This window comes from Dietzia cinnamea NBRC 102147, assembly GCF_001571065.1.
GTDB lineage: Bacteria > Actinomycetota > Actinomycetes > Mycobacteriales > Mycobacteriaceae > Dietzia > Dietzia cinnamea.
In genome coordinates this window covers 98,016-116,490 of record NZ_BCSW01000002.1, presented here as the reverse complement: position 1 = coordinate 116,490, position 18,475 = coordinate 98,016, and the positions used below count along the sequence as shown (strand labels likewise).

The window sequence follows — 18,475 nt, the reverse complement described above, 5'->3', positions numbered from 1 at the left end:
GCCGGGCCGGTCAGTACCCGTGCGAGTCCAACCAGTAGTTGGCCAGGGCGACGGGGGTTGAGGTCCCGAACTCCACACCCAGCAGCAGCTCACGCACGTCGTCGGTGGTCAGCTCTCCGCTGATCCGGTTGATCAGACTCAACTGGTCCTCCGAGAGCGAGCCCTTGCGGAAGACGGGCACCAGGTTCTGGGCGCGGACCGCGTTCTCGTCGTCGTCCAGTGTCACGATGTCCTCGGGGAGGCCCACCGGGTCGGCCGACTGGACCAACCCCACGCCGATCTCCCCCGCACGCAGGGCGTCGAACACCGCACGAGGATTCGGCCCCAACGGGATCCGACGGCCGAAACCGCAGTCGTACGTCTCTCCCACGGCGGCGGCCAGGTCGCCGTCAGCGAGGGCCTCCTGCCTCGCGCCGAGCGTGAGGTCACCGCACCGACCGGCCAGGTCGGACATCGTCCGCAATCCCCGGGTCTCCGACGTGTTGCGCGTGACCACGTACACCGGCGCGTCCTCGGCGGGTGCCGGGTCCGCGGCGGTGACCCCCTCCGGTAGCGCGGCCATCATCGCGGCATACACCTCGTCCCCCTCGGTCGCCGTCGCACCGGGGTCGAAGGCTCCCAGGAGCTCACCGGTGAATCCCACCGTGAAGGTCGCGTCTCCCGCGACGACGGACTCCACGACCTCCGCCTGGGTCCCGGATTGGGGTCGCGCGGTCACCCGCGAGCCGGACCGTACCAGCGCGTTGCCGTAGATGTGGCCCACGATCTCCGCCTCACCGAACGAGGCCGTCTCGATCACCGCCACCGGGTCGTCCCGGTGCGCCGGCACGATCGACGACTGCGCCTGACAGCCGGACAGAGCCATCGCCACCACACCCGCGAGCGCCACCGCGCGCCTCCCGGGCCGCCCCACCGTCCGCAGCACCCGACCACGTCCTTCCTCACACCGACCGCACCCGTCAGCGCGGACATCTCGTCCGACAGTGTCCCAGAACCGTCCCGGCGCCGTCACGCCGAGGCCCCACGTGGTCGCCGTCCGGAGTCGACGGGCCGTCCGTCAGCGGGTCAGGCCGGGGTTCACGGCGGACCGGGCGGGATCGGTGACGTCGATCCCGGCTTCCGCCCACGCCTCCTCGAGTTCGGCCGCACCCTTCATACGGACCCACGCCGCCTCCGTGTGGGTGACCGGCACGGCCCGGAACACCCGGACGGGTGCCGCGTCACCCGGCAGTTCGACGTCCGGGATCTCGGGGGCACGCAGCACCACGGCGGTGAACGCCGCGCCGGGCCACAGCGGCTCGCCCAGGTCGATCAGCGCGCCCTCGGACAAGACCAGTCCCTCCACCGCGGGCGCGGCCGCGAGCACGGCCAGGGCGCGCACCACGCCGTCCACACCGCCCCGGAGCACGAGGCTCAGCTCCGCGCGCGGCGCTGTCGGATCGGGCACGAGCGCCGACGGATCCCCCATCGGCTCGGCCGAACACCCCAGCGAGACGTACCGCACCACACCGCTCTCCAAGTCCACGAACCGGAGGATCCGGATCGGCGCGGTGCCGAGGAACGTCACCGACGCCTCCTGCGGCTCCGGTCCGTAGCGCTCCTCCAGGTGAGCGCGTACCGCCGCCGGAACCGTCGACCCGTCCGCAGGGCCTCCCGGTAGCACTACTTCAGCCCGAGCCGGGCGAGCTCGTCGCGCACCCGCTCGGCGTTGGCGGGTTCGCACAGGACGTCGTAGCGGCCCGCGACCAGCTGGGAGGTGGACGCGAAATCCCGCTTCCCGCGGGTCGCGGCGTAGGACAGCGACGCCGAGACGACGCCGAACACGGAGCCGCCGACCAGACCGGTCAGCACCACGCCCCACATGGGTTGCGTGAAGATGCCCAGGAGCAGGCCGATGAACAGGCCGAGCCACGCGCCGGTCGCCAGCCCGCCCAGCAGGACCTTCGGCCAGGTGAGTCGGCCCGTGACCCGCTCGACCTGCATGAGATCGACGCCGACGATCGTGACCTCGTGGACGGGGAAGTCCTCGTCGGCGAGGTGATCGACCGCCGCCTGGGCCTGCGCGTACGTGGGGTAGGAGCCGACGACCCACCCGGTGGGCGGTGTGGGCAGACCCGGCGTCTGGGCGCCCCGGGCGCGCGCGCCCCGCGGGTTCACGGGAGTGGTCATGAGGTCCGTCCTTCCGTTTCGTTCCCGGCGGGGTCCCGATCCGAGACGGTCATCCCGGCCGCACGGCCACGGGCGGAGACGACCAACGCCATCTTACGGCTGGCCTCGTCGAGCATCTCGTCACCGAACATCACCGCACCGCGGGCGCCGCCCTCCACCGAGGTCGAGCGCGCGTAGGCCTCGAGGATGGCCTCGGCCTTGTCGAACTCGTCCTGACGCGGGCTGAACACCTCGTTACCCGCGTCGACCTGCGCGGGGTGCAGGACCCACTTGCCGTCGAACCCGAGGGCGGCGGTGCTGGCCGCCGCGCGGCGGAAACCGTCCTCGTCGCGGACTCTGAGGAACGGACCGTCGATGGCCTGAAGGCCGTGCGCGCGGGCGGCCACCAGGATCGTCATGAACACGTGGTGATAGGCGTCGCCCGGGGCGTACCCGTCCGGCTGCTCCCCCACCGTCAGCGTGCGCATCCCGATGGAGGCCATGAAGTCGGCGGGACCGAACACGAGCGTGAGCACCCGCGGGCTGGCCGTCGCGATCGCGTCGATGTTGGTCAGACCGAGGGCGTCCTCGATCTGCGGCTCGATCCCGATGTGACCGACCGGCAGGCCCGCGGCCTTCTCCACCTGGGTCAGCACGAGGTCGAGCGCGGCGACCTCCGCCGCGGTCCGCGCCTTGGGCAGCAGCAGTGCGTCGACGTGGGCACCCGCCCGACCGACGACCTCCGTGACGTCGCGGACCGTGTACTCGGTGTCCCAGGCGTTGACGCGCACCACCACGGTGGGCGCCGCGAACCCACCCCGGCCGAGAGCGGCCACGACGTTCTCGCGCGCCTCCTCCTTCGCCGGGCCGGCCACCGCGTCCTCGAGATCCAGGAAGACCTCGTCCACTGGCAGTCCCCGCGCCTTGTCGATCATCTTCACACTGCTGCCGGGCACGGCGAGGACCGTGCGCCGTGGCCGGGCGCGCAGGTCCGCGATCGCCGAGGCGGCGTCCTCCGAAGGCGCGGCTGTCGCGTGGGGGGCTGCGGTCATCGTGGGTGGCACTCCCTTACGTCCGGTACGGCGGGCGGGCGCCGCCTGTCGGTGACTAGGTTGGTCTGCATGGCGAACCTCAACAAGGCCTTCGTCGCCAGGCTAGCCGGATTGCCCGTGATCGGCCCTGACGGGGACGACATCGGACGCATCCGGGATGTCGTGGTGACGATGCGCTCCGGGCACAAACCCCCGCGGGTCATCGGGCTGGTCGTCGAGCTACCCACGCGGCGCAGGATCTTCGTGCCCATGCTCCGGGTCGCCTCGATCGATCCGCGGTCGGTGTCGCTGGTGTCGGGCACCATCAACCTGCACCGGTTCCAGTCCAGGCCCGGGGAGAATCTCGTCCTGGGCGCCCTCGTGGACTCGGTCATCGGCGTCGAGCGCGACCAGCCCGCGGGCGAGCGCTCCGGGAACCCGGACCGCCCGACCCGGTACCAGGTCGTCGACGTGGAGATCGAACGCCAACGCTCGCGGGACTGGCTCGTGTCGCGGCTCGCCGTCCGCGAGCGCCGCGGGCGTTCCCCCCTCGGTCGGCGCGGGGAGGTGTCGATCCACCCGTGGAACCGCATCAGGGGCCTGGACGACGCGATCGGCACCCCTGAGCACGGCGCCGAGAGCCTGGTCGAGCAGTACGCCGACCTCCGTCCGGCGGACGTCGCCATCGCCCTGCGCGAACTGCCTGAGGTGCGTCGACTCGAGGTCGCGCGCACCCTCGACGACGAACGGCTGGCCGATATCCTGCAGGAGCTCCCCCACGACGAGCAGACCGAGATCGTCACCCGGCTGGAACTCGAGCGTGCGGCGGACGTTCTCGAGGCCATGGACCCCGACGACGTGGCCGACCTCCTCGGCGAGCTCCCCGAGAAGGACGCCGAGTCGTATCTCGAGCGGATGAACCCCGAGGACTCGTCGAACGTCCGGCGCCTGCTGACCTTCGACGCCGACACGGCCGGCGGGTTGATGACGCCCGAACCGATCATCCTCTCGCCGCAGACCACGGTGGCGGAGGCGCTCGCGCACTGTCGCAACCCCGACCTCAGTCCCGCTCTGGCCAGCCTCGTCTTTGTCGTCCGCCCTCCCACGGCCACCCCGACGGGCAAGTACCTGGGCTGCGTCCACATCCAGGCGCTGCTGCGCGAGCTCCCGTCCGCCATGGTCGCCGAGACGGTCGACACGAGCCTGTCGGCGTTGCGCCCCACCGACTCGGTGGACGCGGTGACCCGCTTCTTCGCCACCTACAACCTGGTGTGCGGCCCCGTAGTCGACGACGAAGGGCACCTCCTCGGAGCGGTCGCGGTGGACGACCTGTTGGATCACCTCCTGCCCGACGACTGGCGGGACATGGACCTGCACGACGACACGGAGACGGCGCGATGACCGAACCCACCGTGAGGTCGTCGCTGTCCACCCCGATGACGTCCCGCCGACCCCGGATCAGCTTCGACTCCGACGCGGTCGGCCGGTACAGCGAGGCCGTCGCCCGGTTCTTCGGCACCGGGATGTACCTGCTCATCCAGACGGTCGTGGTGATCGTGTGGATCGTCATCAATGTCGCGGTCGTGGCGCTGCGGTTCGATCCGTATCCGTTCATCCTCCTCAACCTGGCGTTCTCGACCCAGGCCGCCTATGCCGCGCCGCTCATCCTGCTCGCGCAGAACCGTCAGGAGGACCGCGACAAGGAGTCCGTCAAGGAGGACCGGCTCCGGGCCACCCAGACCAAGGCGGACACGGAATTCCTCGCCCGCGAGCTCGCGTCGGTACGCCTGTCGGTGGGCGAGACCGTCACGCGTGACTACCTGCGCCGCGAGCTCGACGACCTGCGGGATTCCGTGGAACGGATCGAGACGATGCTGGCCGGGCTCTCCACCGGCGGCGGTAACGCCGATGGCGGGAAAACCGATCCAGACGACAGGGGCCGGGGGTAACCTCGCCCCAGACGAAGCGTCGCGGGGGCGGTGCACGGCCGTGGCGCCGTCCGTTACGTCGTAGGGGGAGAATCTTGCGCCGAATCGCGCACACTGCAGACCGCCGGGTGCTCACCAGTGCAGCCGTGACCGTCGGAGCCATCACGGTCCTCGCCGCGGTCGGGCTCACGATCGACACGAGCCGCCCCGCCGCACCTGACATCACGCCGCTGGCCGAGTACTCGCCGGAGCCGCCTCCCGCGACGACGCCGCCCCCTCCCACCACCGACCCCACCACCTCGGAGCAGATCCCGGAGCCGCCGGTCGACCCCGGCGCCGCGCACATCGAGCCGGCGACGATCCCCGACGGACCGCTCGGGATCCCGGGCATCGCCCTGGACGCCTACCACCGCGCGACGGAGCGGCTCAACGCGGAGCGCCCCGCCTGCGAGATGGACTGGACCGTCCTCGCCGGGATCGGTCAGGTCGAGTCCAACCAGGGCCGCGGGCTCTTCGACGTGCGCGGCAACACCATCGGCCGGATCGTCGGCCCCCGACTCGACGGCTCCCTGCCGGGCACCGCCGTCATCACCGACACCGACGGCGGCAGATTCGACGGCGACCCCGACTTCGACCGTGCCGTCGGACCCGTCCAGTTCATCCCGTCGACCTGGGCGACGCTCGGGCGCGACGGCAACGACGACGGCGTGGCCGATCCGAACAACATCTACGACGGTGCCCTGTCCGCGGCGACGCTCCTGTGCAACCAGGGCGGGTCGATGGCGGACCCGGCGGCCCGCACCCGCGCGATCCTGGCCTACAACAACTCGCTGGCGTACGTGGCCAACGTCAACGCGTGGGCGCACGGCTACGCGGTCAACGCCTTCCCGCTGCCCTCCGATCTGCCGGAGATCCACCGACCGGAGCCCACGGTCGAGCCCCCGCGGCCACCGGAGCGCTGCCCCGAGGGCTGGGAGGGCGAGCCGACCGCCGCGCCGGAGCCCGCGAAGCCCGGAGAGGCGGAACCGCCGGTGCCCGGCTGCACGGAGGTCGCCCCGCCGGCGGCGCCGACGTCTCCCGCGACCGAGGCGCCGTCGACGGCGCCGACGCCGACAACGACGGAGTCGTCCCCGGCCGCCGCGCCCGCCCCGGCGCCGGCGCCGCCCGCCATCCCGGGCCTGCCGGTCATCGAGTTGCCCTGTATCCCGCCGTTCTGCGTGCCGCCGCCCCCGGCCTGAATCGTCACGGGGTGCCGCGACCCCTAGACTCGGGGCATCATGAGTGCACCCAGCGAAGAATCGATCCGCGCCGCACTGGCCAAGGTCGACGATCCGGAGATCCGCAAGCCGCTCACCGAGCTCGGCATGGTCAAGGGCGTCGAGGTGGACCCCGCGACCGGCCGCGTCGATGTCGGCATCTACCTGACCGTCGCCTCGTGTCCGATGCAGGACACGATCAGCGACCGCGTCCGCTCGGCGGTGTCCGACGTCCCGGGCGTCGGCGAGGTCGCCGTCGAGCTCGACGTCATGAGCGACGAGCAGCGCACCGAACTGCGCAAGCACCTCCGTGGTGACGCGGCGGAACCCGTCATCCCGTTCGCCCAACCCGGCAACCTCACCCGGGTCTACGCGGTCGCCTCGGGCAAGGGCGGCGTGGGCAAGTCCACCGCGACGGTCAATCTTGCGACGGCGCTGGCGTCCCGCGGCCTGTCCGTGGGCGTGCTCGACGCGGATATCTACGGGCACTCGATCCCGCGGATGCTCGGCACCGACGCCCGGCCGACCCAGGTCGAGCAGATGATCCTCCCGCCCGTGGCGCACGACGTGAAGGTCATCTCGATCGCGCAGTTCACGAAGGGCAACACCCCGGTCGTCTGGCGTGGTCCGATGCTCCACCGGGCCCTGCAGCAGTTCCTCGCCGACGTGTACTGGGGCGACCTCGACGTCCTGCTGATGGACCTGCCCCCGGGCACCGGCGACGTGGCCATCTCGATCGCCCAGCTCATCCCGTCGGCGGAGATCCTCGTGGTCACCACTCCGCAGCAGGCGGCCGCCGAGGTCGCCGAGCGCGCGGGGTCGATCGCGCTGCAGACCCGTCAGCGGATCGCCGGTGTCATCGAGAACATGTCGTGGCTGGAGCTGCCCGACGGCACCCGCATGGACGTGTTCGGTACCGGCGGCGGCGCGGAGGTCGCGGCCAACCTGTCCCGCTCGGTCGGCGCACCCGTCAAGCTCCTCGGTCAGGTGCCGCTCGAGCAGGCCGTGCGCGAGCACGGGGACGAGGGCACGCCGATCGTCCTGGCCGAGCCCGAGTCACCGTCGGGGCGCGCGTACCGCGAGATCGCTGACGGCCTGGCCGTGCGACCCCGGGGCCTGGCGGGGATGAACCTGGGGATCGACACCACACGTCACCTCTGACGGACCGGCATCTCGGATGGCCGGCGGGGCGTCACGCCCCGCCGCCCCCGGGCGGGGTCGCCTACAGCCCCCGGGCGGGGTCGCCTACAGCCCCCGGGCGGGGTCGCCTACCGCCTCCGGGCGGGCGATAGCCCACCCGACGTCCGACCTCAGGTGGCGTCGAGGTCCCAGACCGGACCGGACGCCGGCGCCGTGTCGCCGGGGGCGTCCGCGTCCCGGCCGGCCGCGGGCGGGGTGGTGGCCGGCGGGCGGGTCGAGCGGCGCGGCTCGGCCGCGGTCCCGCCGCCCGCGGAGCCGGCCGCGCCGGCGCCTCCCGCGACGGCGGCACCTCCAGCGGGAGCGGCGGCGCCGAAGTCCCCGGTGAACAGGGAGTCGTCGCCGTCCAGCAGGTGCTTGGTGACCATGGCGCGGGGGCTCATGCCGCGCAGGTCGTTGAGCTGCTTGAGCGGCTCGCGGAACTCCTCGAAGTCGGTCCCGTAGTCGTCCTTGAGCTGTTGCTGCGCGTTGCTGGCGAACTCGCGGACCTTGCGGATCGCGGACGCCAGCCAGCGGGCGGCCTCGGGCAGACGCTCGGGCCCCAGGACGACCAGTGCGATCACCCCGAGGACCAGGAGCTCGGACCACCCCACGTTTGTGAACATCGCAGTCAGGATACGTCGTGGCGCGCGCGAGCGGGAGCGTGACCTGCGCGGGTGACCCCCGGGCTCAGCCGAGCGTGGGACGGACGGTCAGCTCGACGCGTGATCCGCCGCGGATGACCTCGACCGGGACGTCGACGTCCGCACCGGCGCGGCGGACCGCCACCACGAGTTCGTCGGACGAGCGCACCCGTCGCTCCCCGACGCGGGTGACGACGTCGCCCTCGCGTAGTCCGCCGGACTGGGCGGGCGATCCCTCGCGCACGTTGACGATCTCCGCGCCCTCGACCGCGCCGTTGTCCGCCTTACGGGCGTTGACCCCGATCGTCGCGTGTCGGACCGACCCCTCGGTCATGAGTGAGGTGGCGATGTCGCGGACGTCGTTGACGGGGATCGCGAAGCCGAGGCCGATGGATCCGCCGGACTGCGTGAAGATCGAGGTGTTGATCCCGATGACCGCCCCGGTGCCGTCAATGAGCGGCCCGCCGGAGTTGCCGGGGTTGATGGCGGCGTCGGTCTGGATGGCGTCGATCACCACGTCGCCGTCGGAGGTCGACTCCCCCAGCGCGATCGGCCGCCGGGTCGCGGAGACGATCCCCTCGGTGACCGTCCGCGCCAGTCCGAGCGGGGATCCGATCGCGATGACCTGCTCGCCGACCTGGACGTCGTCGGAGTTTCCGAGGGTGGCGACGGTGAGGTTCTGGACGTCCTCGACCTTGAGGACCGCCAGGTCCGTGGCGGGGTCGCGGCCGACCATCTCCGCCGCGGCGCGGGAGCCGTCGGGGAAGATGACGTCGATGTCGGCGCGGTCGGCGGCACCGTCCATGGTGACGACGTGGTTGTTGGTGACGATGTATCCCTGGGGGTCGATGACGATGCCGGAGCCCTCCCCGCGGGCCGACGGGGTGGAGACCTGGATGTTGACGACGGCGGGTTGGACCCGCCGTGCGACCTCGCCGACCGGATTGTCGGGGCGCAGGACGTTGTCCGGCGCGTCGGCGATGCGGACGGTCGAGGTGGTGAGGACGCGGGCGGAATCGGCGACGACGGCGCCGATGGCACCGCCGGCGAGGGCGACGACGGCGACGGCCGCGATCGCCCCGGCCAGCGCCCGCCTGCTCAGTCGGCGCTCGAACAGCGCCTCGGAGAGCGAGAGCCGGGCCGGTGGGGCCTCGTCCGCACCGGACAGGTCGACGGGGCGCGGCTCGGGAGTGGCCGCCACGGCGGGAGCGCCGAGACCGACCGGGGCCTGCGGGTCACGCCAGGGGTCGGGTGTGCGCGCCGGGGGCGTGGCGGCCTCGTCCTGCCACTCCGGATGACGTTCGATACCCCGGGGGCTCTCCGGGCCGGGGCCGAACGCCTGCGCCAGTGCGGGATCGGCGTCACGGACGACGCCCGGGTCGGCGCTGCCCACGGCGCCGGTGGCGGAGGTGGGGTCGAATCCACCGGAGACGCCCTCGGGGCGGGAGAACAGGGCGACGACGTCCGGATCGACGGCCGGTCGGTGGATGGGTGCCGGCTCGCGCAGGGGGCGGTCCGGCTCCTCGTCGCGCCCCGTCGCCCCGCGCACGCCACTCTGGTCCTCCACCCGGCCCACCCTAACGGCCGCGTCGCCGCAGCCGGCGAAGCAGCCTCGCCCACGCGGTCGCGGACGCCTCCGCGGGGGCGGGCGTCCCGTCCCGGTCGTCGGCTGGCCCGTGAGCGGCCACGGTCAGATCGTCCAGGTTGCGTAGTCGCTCGAGTAGCTCGCGGGGCATGTGGATGGGTCCCGAGCCCCGCAGCGCGTGGCGCGCCTCGCGCTGCCCCTCGACCTCGCGGCGGCAGTTGGCGCAGCGGGCGAGGTGCGCGTCCGCGCGGGACTGGCCGGCCTCGGGCAGCCGGCCGTCGACGTACGCTGCCGCGGCCTCGATGGAGAGGTGGTCGGTGGACAGGAAGTGCTCCCGCGTCCGCGGCGGCCCGGTCCGGCCGACCACTTCCCGCGCGGACGTCTGCGACAACCTGAACTCGGGCGCGGAGCCGCGCCCGTGACGATGTCGATCCACGCCACGCCCTCCCGACCGTCGGCCTGCGGGGCGGTGTCCCGCCCGATCTCGATGGGTCAACGTCCGAAACGGCTCCGCTGTTCCCGCCGTCGGACGCGGCGGCTCAGCTGGACCGCTGGTGCGCTCCGGTGACCCCGGCGGCCTCGAGCTCGGCGCGCAGGGCGGCGCGGCCGCGGTGGATACGGCTGCGGACGGTACCCATCTTCACCCCGAGGATGCGGCCGACCTCCTCGTAGCTGAGGTCCTCGATGTCGCTGAGGACGACGGCCGCCCGGAACTCCGGGGTCAGGTTGTCGAGCGCCGCCTGCAGCACCGGGTCGAACGTCTCGTCGGCCAGGACCTGCTCCGGGCTCCGCTCGCGCCCGGGGACGCGTTCGGCGTCCTCGGGCAGGGTCTCGAAGCGAATGCGCGAGCGTCGCCGGGCCATGTCGAGGAAGAGGTTGGTGACGATCCGGTGCATCCACCCCTCGAAGGTCCCGGGCTTGTAGCGGTCGAGGGACCGGAAGACGCGGATGAACGCCTCCTGCGTGATGTCCTCCGCGTCATGGGCGTTGCCGCAGAGTCGGAACGCGAGGCGGTAGACCCGGTCACCGTGCTGGGCGACCAGTTGGGACCAGGTGGGCATGTCCGCCGCGTCGCCGGTCGAGTCGAATCGTGCGGTGCCTGCCGACTCGTCGGGGGCCACCGGGGCGATCGTCGTCCCGTGCACGGTTCGTGAGTACATGCGCTGCCGCCGCCTTCCGGCGCGGGGCGTGTCCCCGCGCGGTGGTGGTTCGCGCCCTCGTGGCGCGACGTCTGACCACTGTCCCCTACCGGTCTGTCCTCACGGTATACGCGTACTGAGATCGCACTGAGAGTTTTGTACCGATCCGGTCACCGCGCGTTGGTCGCCGCTGCGCCGGTCCGCGGCGATACGCTGCTCGGGTGTCCGATTCCTCTGATCTCCCCGCCACCGACCGCTCCGGAGCCGACGGGCTGGCGCACCGGAGCGCGGCCCTCGTCGACGACTCCCTCTACGCCCCGGCCCGCGCCGAGGCCGACGAACTGGGTGCGCCCTCACCGGACGCCCCGACCGCGGAGGCCATCCGGATGATCGCCCGGCTGAACGGCACCCGCGCCGCGGTGTGCATCACGCCGGCGCCGGGTGTCCCCGCACTCGCGATCCTCGCGGCGGCGGGACAGGGGTCCGGGGCCGTGGTCACGTGCATCACCGAGGATCCGCACCACCTCGACGCCGCGCGGGCCGCGGTCCGCGGGGCGGGTCATCCCTCCTCGGCGGCGCGCTACATCGCGGCCCGCCCGCTGGAGGTCGCGGACAAGCTCACCGACGGCGCATACGACCTGGTGGTCGCGGACGTCCCCGCCCACTCGGTGACGCGCCTGATCTCGCGGTCGCACCAGCTGCTGCGCTCCGGCGGGGCGCTCGTGCTCATCGGCGAGCACGCGCCCCTGCCGGAGGACACGGACCTCCCGGAGCACGCCCACGTGACGCTCCTGCCGGTGGGCGCCGGGCTCACCGTCGTCACGCTCTGACCCGTCACGCTCTGACCCGTCACGCCGCCCGGCGCGCCCGGCGATCAGCCCGGCAGGGACGTGACGGTGTTCTTGGCGACGCTGACGACCCCGCCCGCGCTGATGGGGAACCGCTTCCGGTCGCGTTCGTGGTCGACGCCGATGAGGTCCCCGTCGCCGATGTGGCAGTTCTTGTCGACGATCGCCTTGCGCACGACCGCGCCGCGGCCGATGCGCACCCCCGGCATGAGGACGCTGCCCTCGACCACGGCGCCGTCCTCGACGACCACGTTGTTGGACACGACCGAGTTGCGCACGGTGGCCGCGGAGATGATCGTGCCCGCCCCGACCATCGACTCCTGCGACATCCCGCCGTTGACGAACTTCGCGGGCGGCAGGTTGTCCTGCTGGGTGCGGATGGGCCACCGGTCGTTGTAGAGGTTGAACACCGGGTGGACCGAGACGAGGTCCATATGGGCGTCGTAGAACGCGTCGATGGTGCCGACGTCGCGCCAGTAGCCGCGGTCGCGCTCGGTCTCGCCGGGCACGTCGTTGCGGGCGAAGTCGTAGACGTAGGCGCGCTCCTGCTCCACCAGGGCGGGGATGATGTCGCCGCCCATGTCGTGGGAGGAGTCGGGCTTCTCGGCGTCCGCCCTCAGGGTCTCGATGAGCGCGTCCGTGGTGAAGATGTAGTTACCCATCGACGCGAAGGTCGCGTCCGGGTCGTCGGGGGTGCCGGGCGGGTCGGAGGGCTTCTCCACCCAGCCGCGGATGATGTCGTCCTCGCCGGCGTCGATGCAGCCGAAGGCGAACGCCTCGTCGCGGGGGACACGGATCCCGGCGACCGTCACCGCGGCGCCGGTGGTGATGTGGTGGTCGAGCATCTGGCGCGGGTCCATGCGGTACACGTGGTCGGCGCCGAAGACGACGATGTGGTCGGGCTTCTCGTCGTGGACGAGGTTGAGCGACTGCAGGATCGCGTCGGCCGAACCCGTGTACCAGCGGGGCCCGAGCCGCTGCTGGGCCGGCACGGGGGCCACGTACTCGCCGCCCATGCCCCGCATGTGCCACACCTGCGCGATGTGGCGGTCCAGGGAGTGCGACTTGTATTGGGTGAGGACGCAGATGCGCATGAACCCGGCGTTGACGAGGTTGCTCAGCACGAAGTCGATGAGCCGGTAGGACCCGCCGAACGGCACGGCGGGTTTCGCGCGGTCCGCCGTGAGCGGGAAGAGTCGCTTGCCCTCGCCGCCGGCGAGGACGATTGCTAGGACATGCGGCTGGTTCCTCACGACCCCACCGTATCGACTCCGCGCGACCCGCCACGGGGCAACGGGCGCTTTGACCCCCGTCGCGCGCCCGGTCGTCACCCCGGCGACGGGCGGCGTTCACCGGGCACGCCTCGGGCGGGGGCCCGAGCGACTACCTTGGCCGGTGTGCGAGTAGCGATGATGACGAGGGAGTACCCGCCGGAGGTCTACGGCGGGGCCGGGGTACACGTGACCGAACTGGTGGCCAACCTGCGGCCGCTGTGCGACGTGGACGTGCTGTGCATGGGCGCGGACCGCGACACCGCCCGCGCGTTCCGCCCCGACCCGGAGCTGGGGCCCGACGCCAATCCCGCGATCCAGACCCTGTCCGCCGGCCTGCGGATGTCCGTCGCGGCCGAGGGGGCGGACATCGTCCACTCCCACACCTGGTACACGGGGCTCGCAGGGCATCTGGCCGGTCAGCTCTACGGCGTCCCCCACGTGGTGTCGGCGCACTCGCTCGAACCGAGCCGGCCGTGGAAGGCCGAGCAACTGGGAGGCGGCTACCGGGTCTCGTCGTGGTCGGAGCGCAACGCGTTCGCGAACGCCGACGCCGTGGTCGCGGTGAGCGCCCGGATGAAGGACGAGATCCTGCGTGTCTACCCCGAGGTCGAGCCGGGCCGCATCCACGTGATCCTCAACGGCATCGACACCGCGGTGTGGGCGCCGGTCGAGACGTTCTCCGGGGAGGACTCGGTACTGCGGCGCCACGGGGTCGACCCGGACCGTCCGATCGTGGCGTTCGTCGGGCGGATCACCCGGCAGAAGGGCGTGCCGCATCTCGTGCGGGCCGCCCGCGACTTCCACCCGGACGCCCAGTTGGTGTTGTGCGCGGGCGCGCCGGACACCCCGGAGATCGCGGCCGAGATGGAGTCACTGGTCGCCGAGCTCAGGGCGGCACGGGACGGGGTCTTCTGGCTGCGCGACATGCTGCCGCGCGAGGAGGTCATCGAGATCCTGTCCGCCGCGACGGTGTTCGCGTGCCCGTCGGTGTACGAGCCGCTGGGCATCGTCAACCTCGAGGCCATGGCGTGTGACACCGCCGTGGTGGCCTCCGACGTCGGTGGGATACCGGAGGTCGTCGTCGACGGCGAGACGGGCGTCCTCGTCCACTACGACGAGTCGGCGACCGGGGCGTTCGAGCGGGGGCTCGCGGAGGCGGTCAACGAGCTGATCGCGGATCCCGAGCGGGCGGCGCGGATGGGCCGGGCCGGCAAGGAGCGGGCCGTGTCCCGGTTCTCGTGGCAGGCGATCGCCGAGCAGACCCACCGGATGTACTCCTCGCTGCTGTAGCGCCGTGCCGACGGCGGCCGCCCGGTGCGCCCGCACGCCCGCACGCCCGGATCGTCAGTAGCGGCGGTCGCCCAGCGGCACGCGGTAGGAGCGCACCTCGACGTGCAGCCGGACCGGCCGGTCGTCGGCGCCGAGGGCGGCCTCCAGCCGTGACCGGTCGAGGTGCACCCCGCTGGGCCCCATGAGCGCGAGGTCGACGGCGACCGCCGCGGGCACCTCGGTGCGCTGGTCGACGACGCGGACCGGGCCCGGCTCGAAGGCTGCCGCCAGTTCGGAGTCGAGTCTCGCGGCCTTGTCCGGCGCCGGCTCGAGCAGTCCCCCGGCCGACCGCAGCGGCTCGAGGTGCCCCTCCCCGGGCACCGCGACGACCAGCGTCCCGCCCGGGCGCAGCACACGCGCGAACTCCGACGGATTGCGGGGTGCGAAGACCACCTGCACGAGGTCGACGCAGCCGTCCGCGAGTGGGAGGCCGTCCCACGTGTCCGCCACCACCGCGGCCACCGCCGGGTGCGCGCGGGCCAGCCGCCGGGCTGCCGCCGCCGAGATCTCCGTGCCGATCCCCACCACGTCGGCGCCGTCGCCGTGTCGGCCGACGGCGTCGAGCACCCCGGCGAGGTAGTGGCCGGTTCCCGCGCCCGCCTCGAGGACGACGCGGCGCGCGGCGGGCCCGGTCGGGGCCCCGGCACCGAGGGCGTCACGGGCCGGGGTCCCCGCCCCCATGCCGTCGCGGTCCGGGATTCCCGCCCCGAGGGCGTCACGGGCCACCGCCGCCAGCGCGTCGAGGACCCCGTCGAAGAGCCCCGAGGACAGCACCCGGTCGCGGGCCGCGACCTGATCGGCGGTGTCCCCGGGGAAGCGCCGACCCCGGGGGCCGAAGAGGCTGAGATACCCCTGGCGGGCCCGGTCGAACGGATGCCCGGAACCGCACGTGACGCCCTGGTCGGTCGCCCGCATCGCCTCCCCGCAGAACGGGCAGCGCAACAGGGGCACGATCCGTCGGAGGGCGGGTCCGGGGGTCACGCCCGCGGTCGATCCGCGAGGTCGCGGAGCAACCCGAGCAGCGTGCGGGTGGCGAATCCCGTCGCGATGGGCCCGACCTCGTCGATCTCCTCGGGAGAGCGGGCCGGCCCGGCGATGTCGAGGTGCGCCCACGGGCGGCCGTCGACGAAGCCCTCGAGGAAGAGCGCCGCGGTGATGGCGCCCGGTCCCTTCGGTGCCTGGCGGCGGTCGGCGACGTCGGAGCGGACCGCCGGACGCAGATCGTCGGGGAGCGGGAGCCGCCACCACCGCTCCCCCGCCCTCGCCCCCGCGGCGGCGACCCGGTCGGCGAGATCGTCGTCGGTGGCCATGACCGCACCCGTCCGCATCCCCAACGCCACCTTCATCGCGCCGGTGAGCGTCGCGACGTCGATCACCACCTCCGGGTCGCACTCGGCGATGCCGTGAGCCAATGCGTCGGCCAGGACCATCCGGCCCTCCGCGTCGGTGTTGGTGACCTCGGAGGTCGTCCCGCCCACATGGGTGACGACGTCGCCCGGACGGTAGGCGGAACCGGAGAGCATGTTCTCCGCCGACGGCACCACCACCGTGAGATCCACTCCCGTGTACGCGGGCGCGGTGTCCGCGCAGAACGCCTCCGCCGCCGCCACGACGGCCGCCGAGCCCGCCATGTCGGTCCGCATGAGGTGCATGCCGTCGGCCGGTTTCACCGAGATCCCGCCCGTGTCGAACGTGATGCCTTTGCCCACCAGCAGCACCCGCGGGCCCGGGCCGGGGCGACGGGCCACCAGAACGGCCGGCGGGTTCGCCGAGCCACCGCCCACCGCGAGCACGCCGCCGAACCCGCCGGAGACGAGATCCCCACCCGAGAGGACGTCCGCGCGCATCCCAGCGGCGCGCAGCGCCCCGGCCATCCGCCCCACCAGCCACTCCGGCGTCTTCCGGTCCGAGGGGGCGCCGGCGAGATCGCGGGCCGCGGCCGTCGCCCGCGCGGCCTCCACCGCCGTCGCCACCTCACGGCAGACGCGCTCCTCGTCGTCGTCGCCCCCTCCCGGTCCCGCGGTGACCACCACCACGAGTTCCGGCGCCACCGGCGCGGGGTCGGCCGCGAACACGTCCTGGCCGCGCGCCCCCAACAGGTAGCCCAGGACCACGTCCGCCACCCGGTCTGTCGGGACCTCGCCGGGCACCGAGACCGCCACCGGTTCGACGGACCCGGCCTCGCGGAGGTGACGCGCCAGCGCCGCGCCCGCGCGGCGATGCCCCAACCCGTGGTCCACGGCGCCCGACCAGCCCGAACGCGGCGTCGACCCGTCGACCTCCACCTCCAGCACGGCACGCCCGTCACGGACGGTCACACTGACCTCACGGGCCAGGCCGCGCGTCACCCGGCCGGCCTCCGGACGACGCACCACGACGGGCCGCGCTGCCGCGGGGACCTCACCGGACGCGACACGGACCGCGGGCAGGGGGCGGCTGGGGACATCGGACATCGGCGGTACCTTCCGGTGACATGAGTCGGCGCATCCGCCACAAGGGTCGGATGCGCCGGCATCGGTGGGACGATCGATCAAGAGGTGGCCTGCGTCAGCTCCTCGCCGAGCGACTTGGCCTCATCGGGGGTCAGCTCGACGACCAGTCGACCGCCGCCCTCGAGAGGGACGCGCATGACGATCCCGCGGCCCTCCTTGGCCGCTTCCATCGGTCCGTCACCGGTCCTGGGCTTCATAGCCGCCATCAGGTCGATTCCCTTCGTCCTAGTCCGCGGGGCGCGCCCTGCCGGGCGCCCGTGCCCACGATCGGTACTGCTCCAGTGGATACAACAGATTCTAGCGCGTCCGGCCCGACTCGGACGTCGTAGCAGACCGACCGTCCGCACCACGCACCCCGCCGACCGCGCCGCCGTCCGCCCCGACGGGCGCGCCGTCACCGACGGCGGTCTCCCCGAGCCGCGCCCGCAACCTGTCGATCTCCAGCGCGGCCTGCTCCAGGGTCCAGTCGACCTCGGCCATCGTGTACCCGCGCGCGGACACCCCGAGGCGTACCGCCCGGATATCATCCCCGGACAGCGGGCCCTGCGGCAGGCGGGTGACGGTGTGGCCCGCCTCCACTGCGGGCAGCAACTCCGAACGCCCGAACACCAGCAGCGACAGCGCGAACAGGCCCGAGGCCACGATCAGCGTCACGACCACGTAGACGACGATGGTGAGCATCGCGCTCCCCTCCTGTAGTGACGACCGCCGCGCCCAGTCTCCCACACGGGTCAGGCCAGACCGCGTACAGTCCGCGCAGGTCGGCGGGTGCCCACGATCGACGCGACCATCTCCAGGGCGCGCAGCGTGCCCGGCACGTCGTGCGTGCGGAACACCCGTGCGCCGAGGTAGGCGGCGACCGACGTGGCCGCCAGCGTGCCCTCCGCGCGGTCGTCCACCCCGGCGTCCAGGGTCTCGCCGATGAAGTCCTTGTTGCTCAGGGCCATGAGCACCGGGTATCCCACCGCCACGATCTCGTCCATCCGCCTGAGCAGTTCGAGCCCGTGGAAGGTGTTCTTGCCGAAATCGTGGGTCGGGTCGATGAGGACGCCGTCGGCCGGCACCCCCGCGGCCAGCGCCCGCTCGGCCGCGGACGTGAGCTCCTCGACGACGTCACGGACCACGTCGGCGTACCCCACCCGGAACGGGCGCGTCCGCGGCACCGCGCCTCCGGTGTGCGAGCACACGAAGCCCGCGCCGGCCTCCCCGGCCGCGGTGAGCACCCCGGGGTCGTGGCCCGCCCACGTGTCGTTGACCACGTCCGCCCCGGCCGCGAGCGCGCGCCGCGCCACCTCACCGCGCCATGTGTCCACCGAGATGAGCACGTCCGGGTGCCGCCCGCGCACCGCCTCGACGAACGGTACGACCCGGCGGGTCTCCTCGTCGACGTCGACGAGGTCCCCCGGCCCGGCCTTGACGCCGCCGATGTCGAGGACGTCGGCCCCCGCCGCCACGACCTCGTCGACGCGGCGCATCGCCGCGGGATCGGTGAACGTCGCGCCGCGGTCGTAGAACGAGTCGGGGGTGCGGTTGACGATCGCCATGACCAGGGGGCGGTCCACCGGCACCGGCCGACCGCACAGAGTGGGTGCCACGACCGGCCGGGGAGCGGGGCCCGGCTGGGT

At 73.0% G+C, this 18,475-nt stretch carries 19 protein-coding genes and 1 pseudogene; 6 read left to right on the top strand and 14 right to left on the bottom strand.

Annotation, left to right across the window (positions count from 1 at the left end; all coding sequences use genetic code 11):
- Positions 1-10: 10 nt before the first annotated feature.
- The 4 genes and pseudogenes from DCI01S_RS01660 to DCI01S_RS01645 form a co-directional block, all read right to left on the bottom strand.
- Positions 11-889, bottom strand: a complete 879-nt coding sequence (locus DCI01S_RS01660) for a glycine betaine ABC transporter substrate-binding protein (protein WP_082767583.1) — start codon at positions 887-889, stop codon at positions 11-13.
- A gap of 168 nt (positions 890-1,057) precedes the next feature.
- Positions 1,058-1,663, bottom strand: a complete 606-nt coding sequence (locus DCI01S_RS01655) for a suppressor of fused domain protein (RefSeq protein ID WP_082767582.1) — start codon at positions 1,661-1,663, stop codon at positions 1,058-1,060.
- Positions 1,663-2,169, bottom strand: coding sequence for a YflT domain-containing protein (locus DCI01S_RS01650; protein ID WP_061227646.1), 507 nt, complete (start codon positions 2,167-2,169; stop codon positions 1,663-1,665). The genes DCI01S_RS01655 and DCI01S_RS01650 overlap by 1 nt, the downstream gene beginning before the upstream one ends.
- Positions 2,166-3,254 (bottom strand): annotated as a pseudogene (locus DCI01S_RS01645) (HpcH/HpaI aldolase/citrate lyase family protein); the annotation flags it as partial. The gene DCI01S_RS01650 and the pseudogene DCI01S_RS01645, both read right to left, overlap by 4 nt.
- 15 nt (positions 3,255-3,269) lie before the next feature.
- Here DCI01S_RS01645 and DCI01S_RS01640 point away from each other — a divergent pair.
- The 4 genes from DCI01S_RS01640 to DCI01S_RS01625 all read left to right on the top strand — a co-directional run bounded on the left by DCI01S_RS01640 (position 3,270) and on the right by DCI01S_RS01625 (position 7,524).
- Positions 3,270-4,580 (top strand): magnesium transporter MgtE N-terminal domain-containing protein, encoded by a 1,311-nt coding sequence (locus DCI01S_RS01640; protein WP_007631682.1) that lies wholly within the window; start codon positions 3,270-3,272, stop codon positions 4,578-4,580.
- Positions 4,577-5,128, top strand: coding sequence for a DUF1003 domain-containing protein (locus tag DCI01S_RS01635; protein ID WP_061227645.1), 552 nt, complete (start codon positions 4,577-4,579; stop codon positions 5,126-5,128). Before DCI01S_RS01640 ends, DCI01S_RS01635 begins: the two co-directional genes overlap by 4 nt.
- A gap of 125 nt (positions 5,129-5,253) precedes the next feature.
- Entirely contained in the window at positions 5,254-6,345 is a 1,092-nt protein-coding gene (locus DCI01S_RS01630) for a lytic transglycosylase domain-containing protein (RefSeq protein ID WP_061227687.1), read from the top strand.
- Positions 6,346-6,384: 39 nt separating this feature from the next.
- Positions 6,385-7,524, top strand: coding sequence for an Mrp/NBP35 family ATP-binding protein (locus tag DCI01S_RS01625; RefSeq protein ID WP_007631677.1), 1,140 nt, complete (start codon positions 6,385-6,387; stop codon positions 7,522-7,524).
- A 149-nt stretch (positions 7,525-7,673) separates the two neighbouring features.
- On the opposite strand, the gene tatB is transcribed toward DCI01S_RS01625, so the two are convergent.
- From tatB to sigE, 4 genes are all read right to left on the bottom strand, one after another.
- On the bottom strand, positions 7,674-8,165 hold the full coding sequence (gene tatB, locus DCI01S_RS01620; RefSeq protein WP_061227644.1) for a Sec-independent protein translocase protein TatB: 492 nt from the start codon (positions 8,163-8,165) through the stop codon (positions 7,674-7,676).
- Between the two features lie 64 nt (positions 8,166-8,229).
- The gene (locus DCI01S_RS01615; protein WP_061227686.1) at positions 8,230-9,732 is read right to left on the bottom strand and encodes a S1C family serine protease; all 1,503 of its coding nucleotides are present in this window, start codon (positions 9,730-9,732) and stop codon (positions 8,230-8,232) included.
- Between the two features lie 28 nt (positions 9,733-9,760).
- Positions 9,761-10,204, bottom strand: coding sequence for an anti-sigma factor family protein (locus tag DCI01S_RS01610; RefSeq protein ID WP_061227643.1), 444 nt, complete (start codon positions 10,202-10,204; stop codon positions 9,761-9,763).
- Positions 10,205-10,307: 103 nt separating this feature from the next.
- Complete coding sequence (gene sigE / locus DCI01S_RS01605) at positions 10,308-10,928, bottom strand: RNA polymerase sigma factor SigE (RefSeq protein ID WP_061227642.1); 621 nt, start codon at positions 10,926-10,928, stop codon at positions 10,308-10,310.
- 200 nt (positions 10,929-11,128) lie between these two features.
- Between sigE and DCI01S_RS01600 the strand changes: the two genes are divergently transcribed.
- Entirely contained in the window at positions 11,129-11,737 is a 609-nt protein-coding gene (locus DCI01S_RS01600) for an O-methyltransferase (protein WP_061227641.1), read from the top strand.
- 44 nt (positions 11,738-11,781) lie between these two features.
- Here DCI01S_RS01600 and glgC read toward each other — a convergent pair whose 3' ends face one another.
- Positions 11,782-13,008, bottom strand: a complete 1,227-nt coding sequence (glgC, locus tag DCI01S_RS01595; RefSeq protein ID WP_007629839.1) for a glucose-1-phosphate adenylyltransferase — start codon at positions 13,006-13,008, stop codon at positions 11,782-11,784.
- A gap of 144 nt (positions 13,009-13,152) precedes the next feature.
- On the opposite strand from glgC, the gene glgA reads away from it, so the two are divergent.
- Positions 13,153-14,319 carry a glycogen synthase gene (gene glgA / locus DCI01S_RS01590; RefSeq protein WP_174521502.1) on the top strand — a complete coding sequence of 389 codons (1,167 nt, stop codon included), beginning with the start codon at positions 13,153-13,155 and terminating at the stop codon, positions 14,317-14,319.
- A gap of 54 nt (positions 14,320-14,373) precedes the next feature.
- Here the strand turns inward: glgA and DCI01S_RS01585 are convergent, their stop codons facing one another.
- The 5 genes from DCI01S_RS01585 to folP all read right to left on the bottom strand — a co-directional run bounded on the left by DCI01S_RS01585 (position 14,374) and on the right by folP (position 18,394).
- Positions 14,374-15,339: a putative RNA methyltransferase gene (locus tag DCI01S_RS01585; protein ID WP_232303184.1), complete on the bottom strand. Its 966-nt coding sequence runs from the start codon at positions 15,337-15,339 to the stop codon at positions 14,374-14,376.
- Positions 15,336-16,811 (bottom strand): leucyl aminopeptidase family protein, encoded by a 1,476-nt coding sequence (locus DCI01S_RS01580; RefSeq protein WP_061227640.1) that lies wholly within the window; start codon positions 16,809-16,811, stop codon positions 15,336-15,338. The genes DCI01S_RS01585 and DCI01S_RS01580 overlap by 4 nt, the downstream gene beginning before the upstream one ends.
- 77 nt (positions 16,812-16,888) lie before the next feature.
- The gene (locus tag DCI01S_RS16630) at positions 16,889-17,056 is read right to left on the bottom strand and encodes a DUF3117 domain-containing protein (RefSeq protein WP_007629831.1); all 168 of its coding nucleotides are present in this window, start codon (positions 17,054-17,056) and stop codon (positions 16,889-16,891) included.
- A gap of 91 nt (positions 17,057-17,147) precedes the next feature.
- On the bottom strand, positions 17,148-17,531 hold the full coding sequence (locus DCI01S_RS01575) for a DivIVA domain-containing protein (protein WP_061227639.1): 384 nt from the start codon (positions 17,529-17,531) through the stop codon (positions 17,148-17,150).
- Positions 17,532-17,581: 50 nt separating this feature from the next.
- Complete coding sequence (gene folP / locus DCI01S_RS01570; RefSeq protein WP_165928459.1) at positions 17,582-18,394, bottom strand: dihydropteroate synthase; 813 nt, start codon at positions 18,392-18,394, stop codon at positions 17,582-17,584.
- Positions 18,395-18,475: the final 81 nt, after the last annotated feature.

Excerpts from the sequence above, each read along its gene's own strand:
- DCI01S_RS01650 (WP_061227646.1), bottom strand. The coding sequence starts at position 2,169 with ATGACCACTCCCGTGAACCCGCGGGGCGCGCGCGCCCGGGGCGCCCAG.
- DCI01S_RS01640 (WP_007631682.1), top strand. The coding sequence starts at position 3,270 with ATGGCGAACCTCAACAAGGCCTTCGTCGCCAGGCTAGCCGGATTGCCC.
- DCI01S_RS01635 (WP_061227645.1), top strand. The coding sequence starts at position 4,577 with ATGACCGAACCCACCGTGAGGTCGTCGCTGTCCACCCCGATGACGTCC.
- DCI01S_RS01625 (WP_007631677.1), top strand. The coding sequence starts at position 6,385 with ATGAGTGCACCCAGCGAAGAATCGATCCGCGCCGCACTGGCCAAGGTC.
- tatB (WP_061227644.1), bottom strand. The coding sequence starts at position 8,165 with ATGTTCACAAACGTGGGGTGGTCCGAGCTCCTGGTCCTCGGGGTGATC.
- sigE (WP_061227642.1), bottom strand. The coding sequence starts at position 10,928 with ATGTACTCACGAACCGTGCACGGGACGACGATCGCCCCGGTGGCCCCC.
- DCI01S_RS01580 (WP_061227640.1), bottom strand. The coding sequence starts at position 16,811 with ATGTCCGATGTCCCCAGCCGCCCCCTGCCCGCGGTCCGTGTCGCGTCC.
- DCI01S_RS16630 (WP_007629831.1), bottom strand. The coding sequence starts at position 17,056 with ATGGCGGCTATGAAGCCCAGGACCGGTGACGGACCGATGGAAGCGGCC.
- DCI01S_RS01575 (WP_061227639.1), bottom strand. The coding sequence starts at position 17,531 with ATGCTCACCATCGTCGTCTACGTGGTCGTGACGCTGATCGTGGCCTCG.
- folP (WP_165928459.1), bottom strand. The coding sequence starts at position 18,394 with ATGGCGATCGTCAACCGCACCCCCGACTCGTTCTACGACCGCGGCGCG.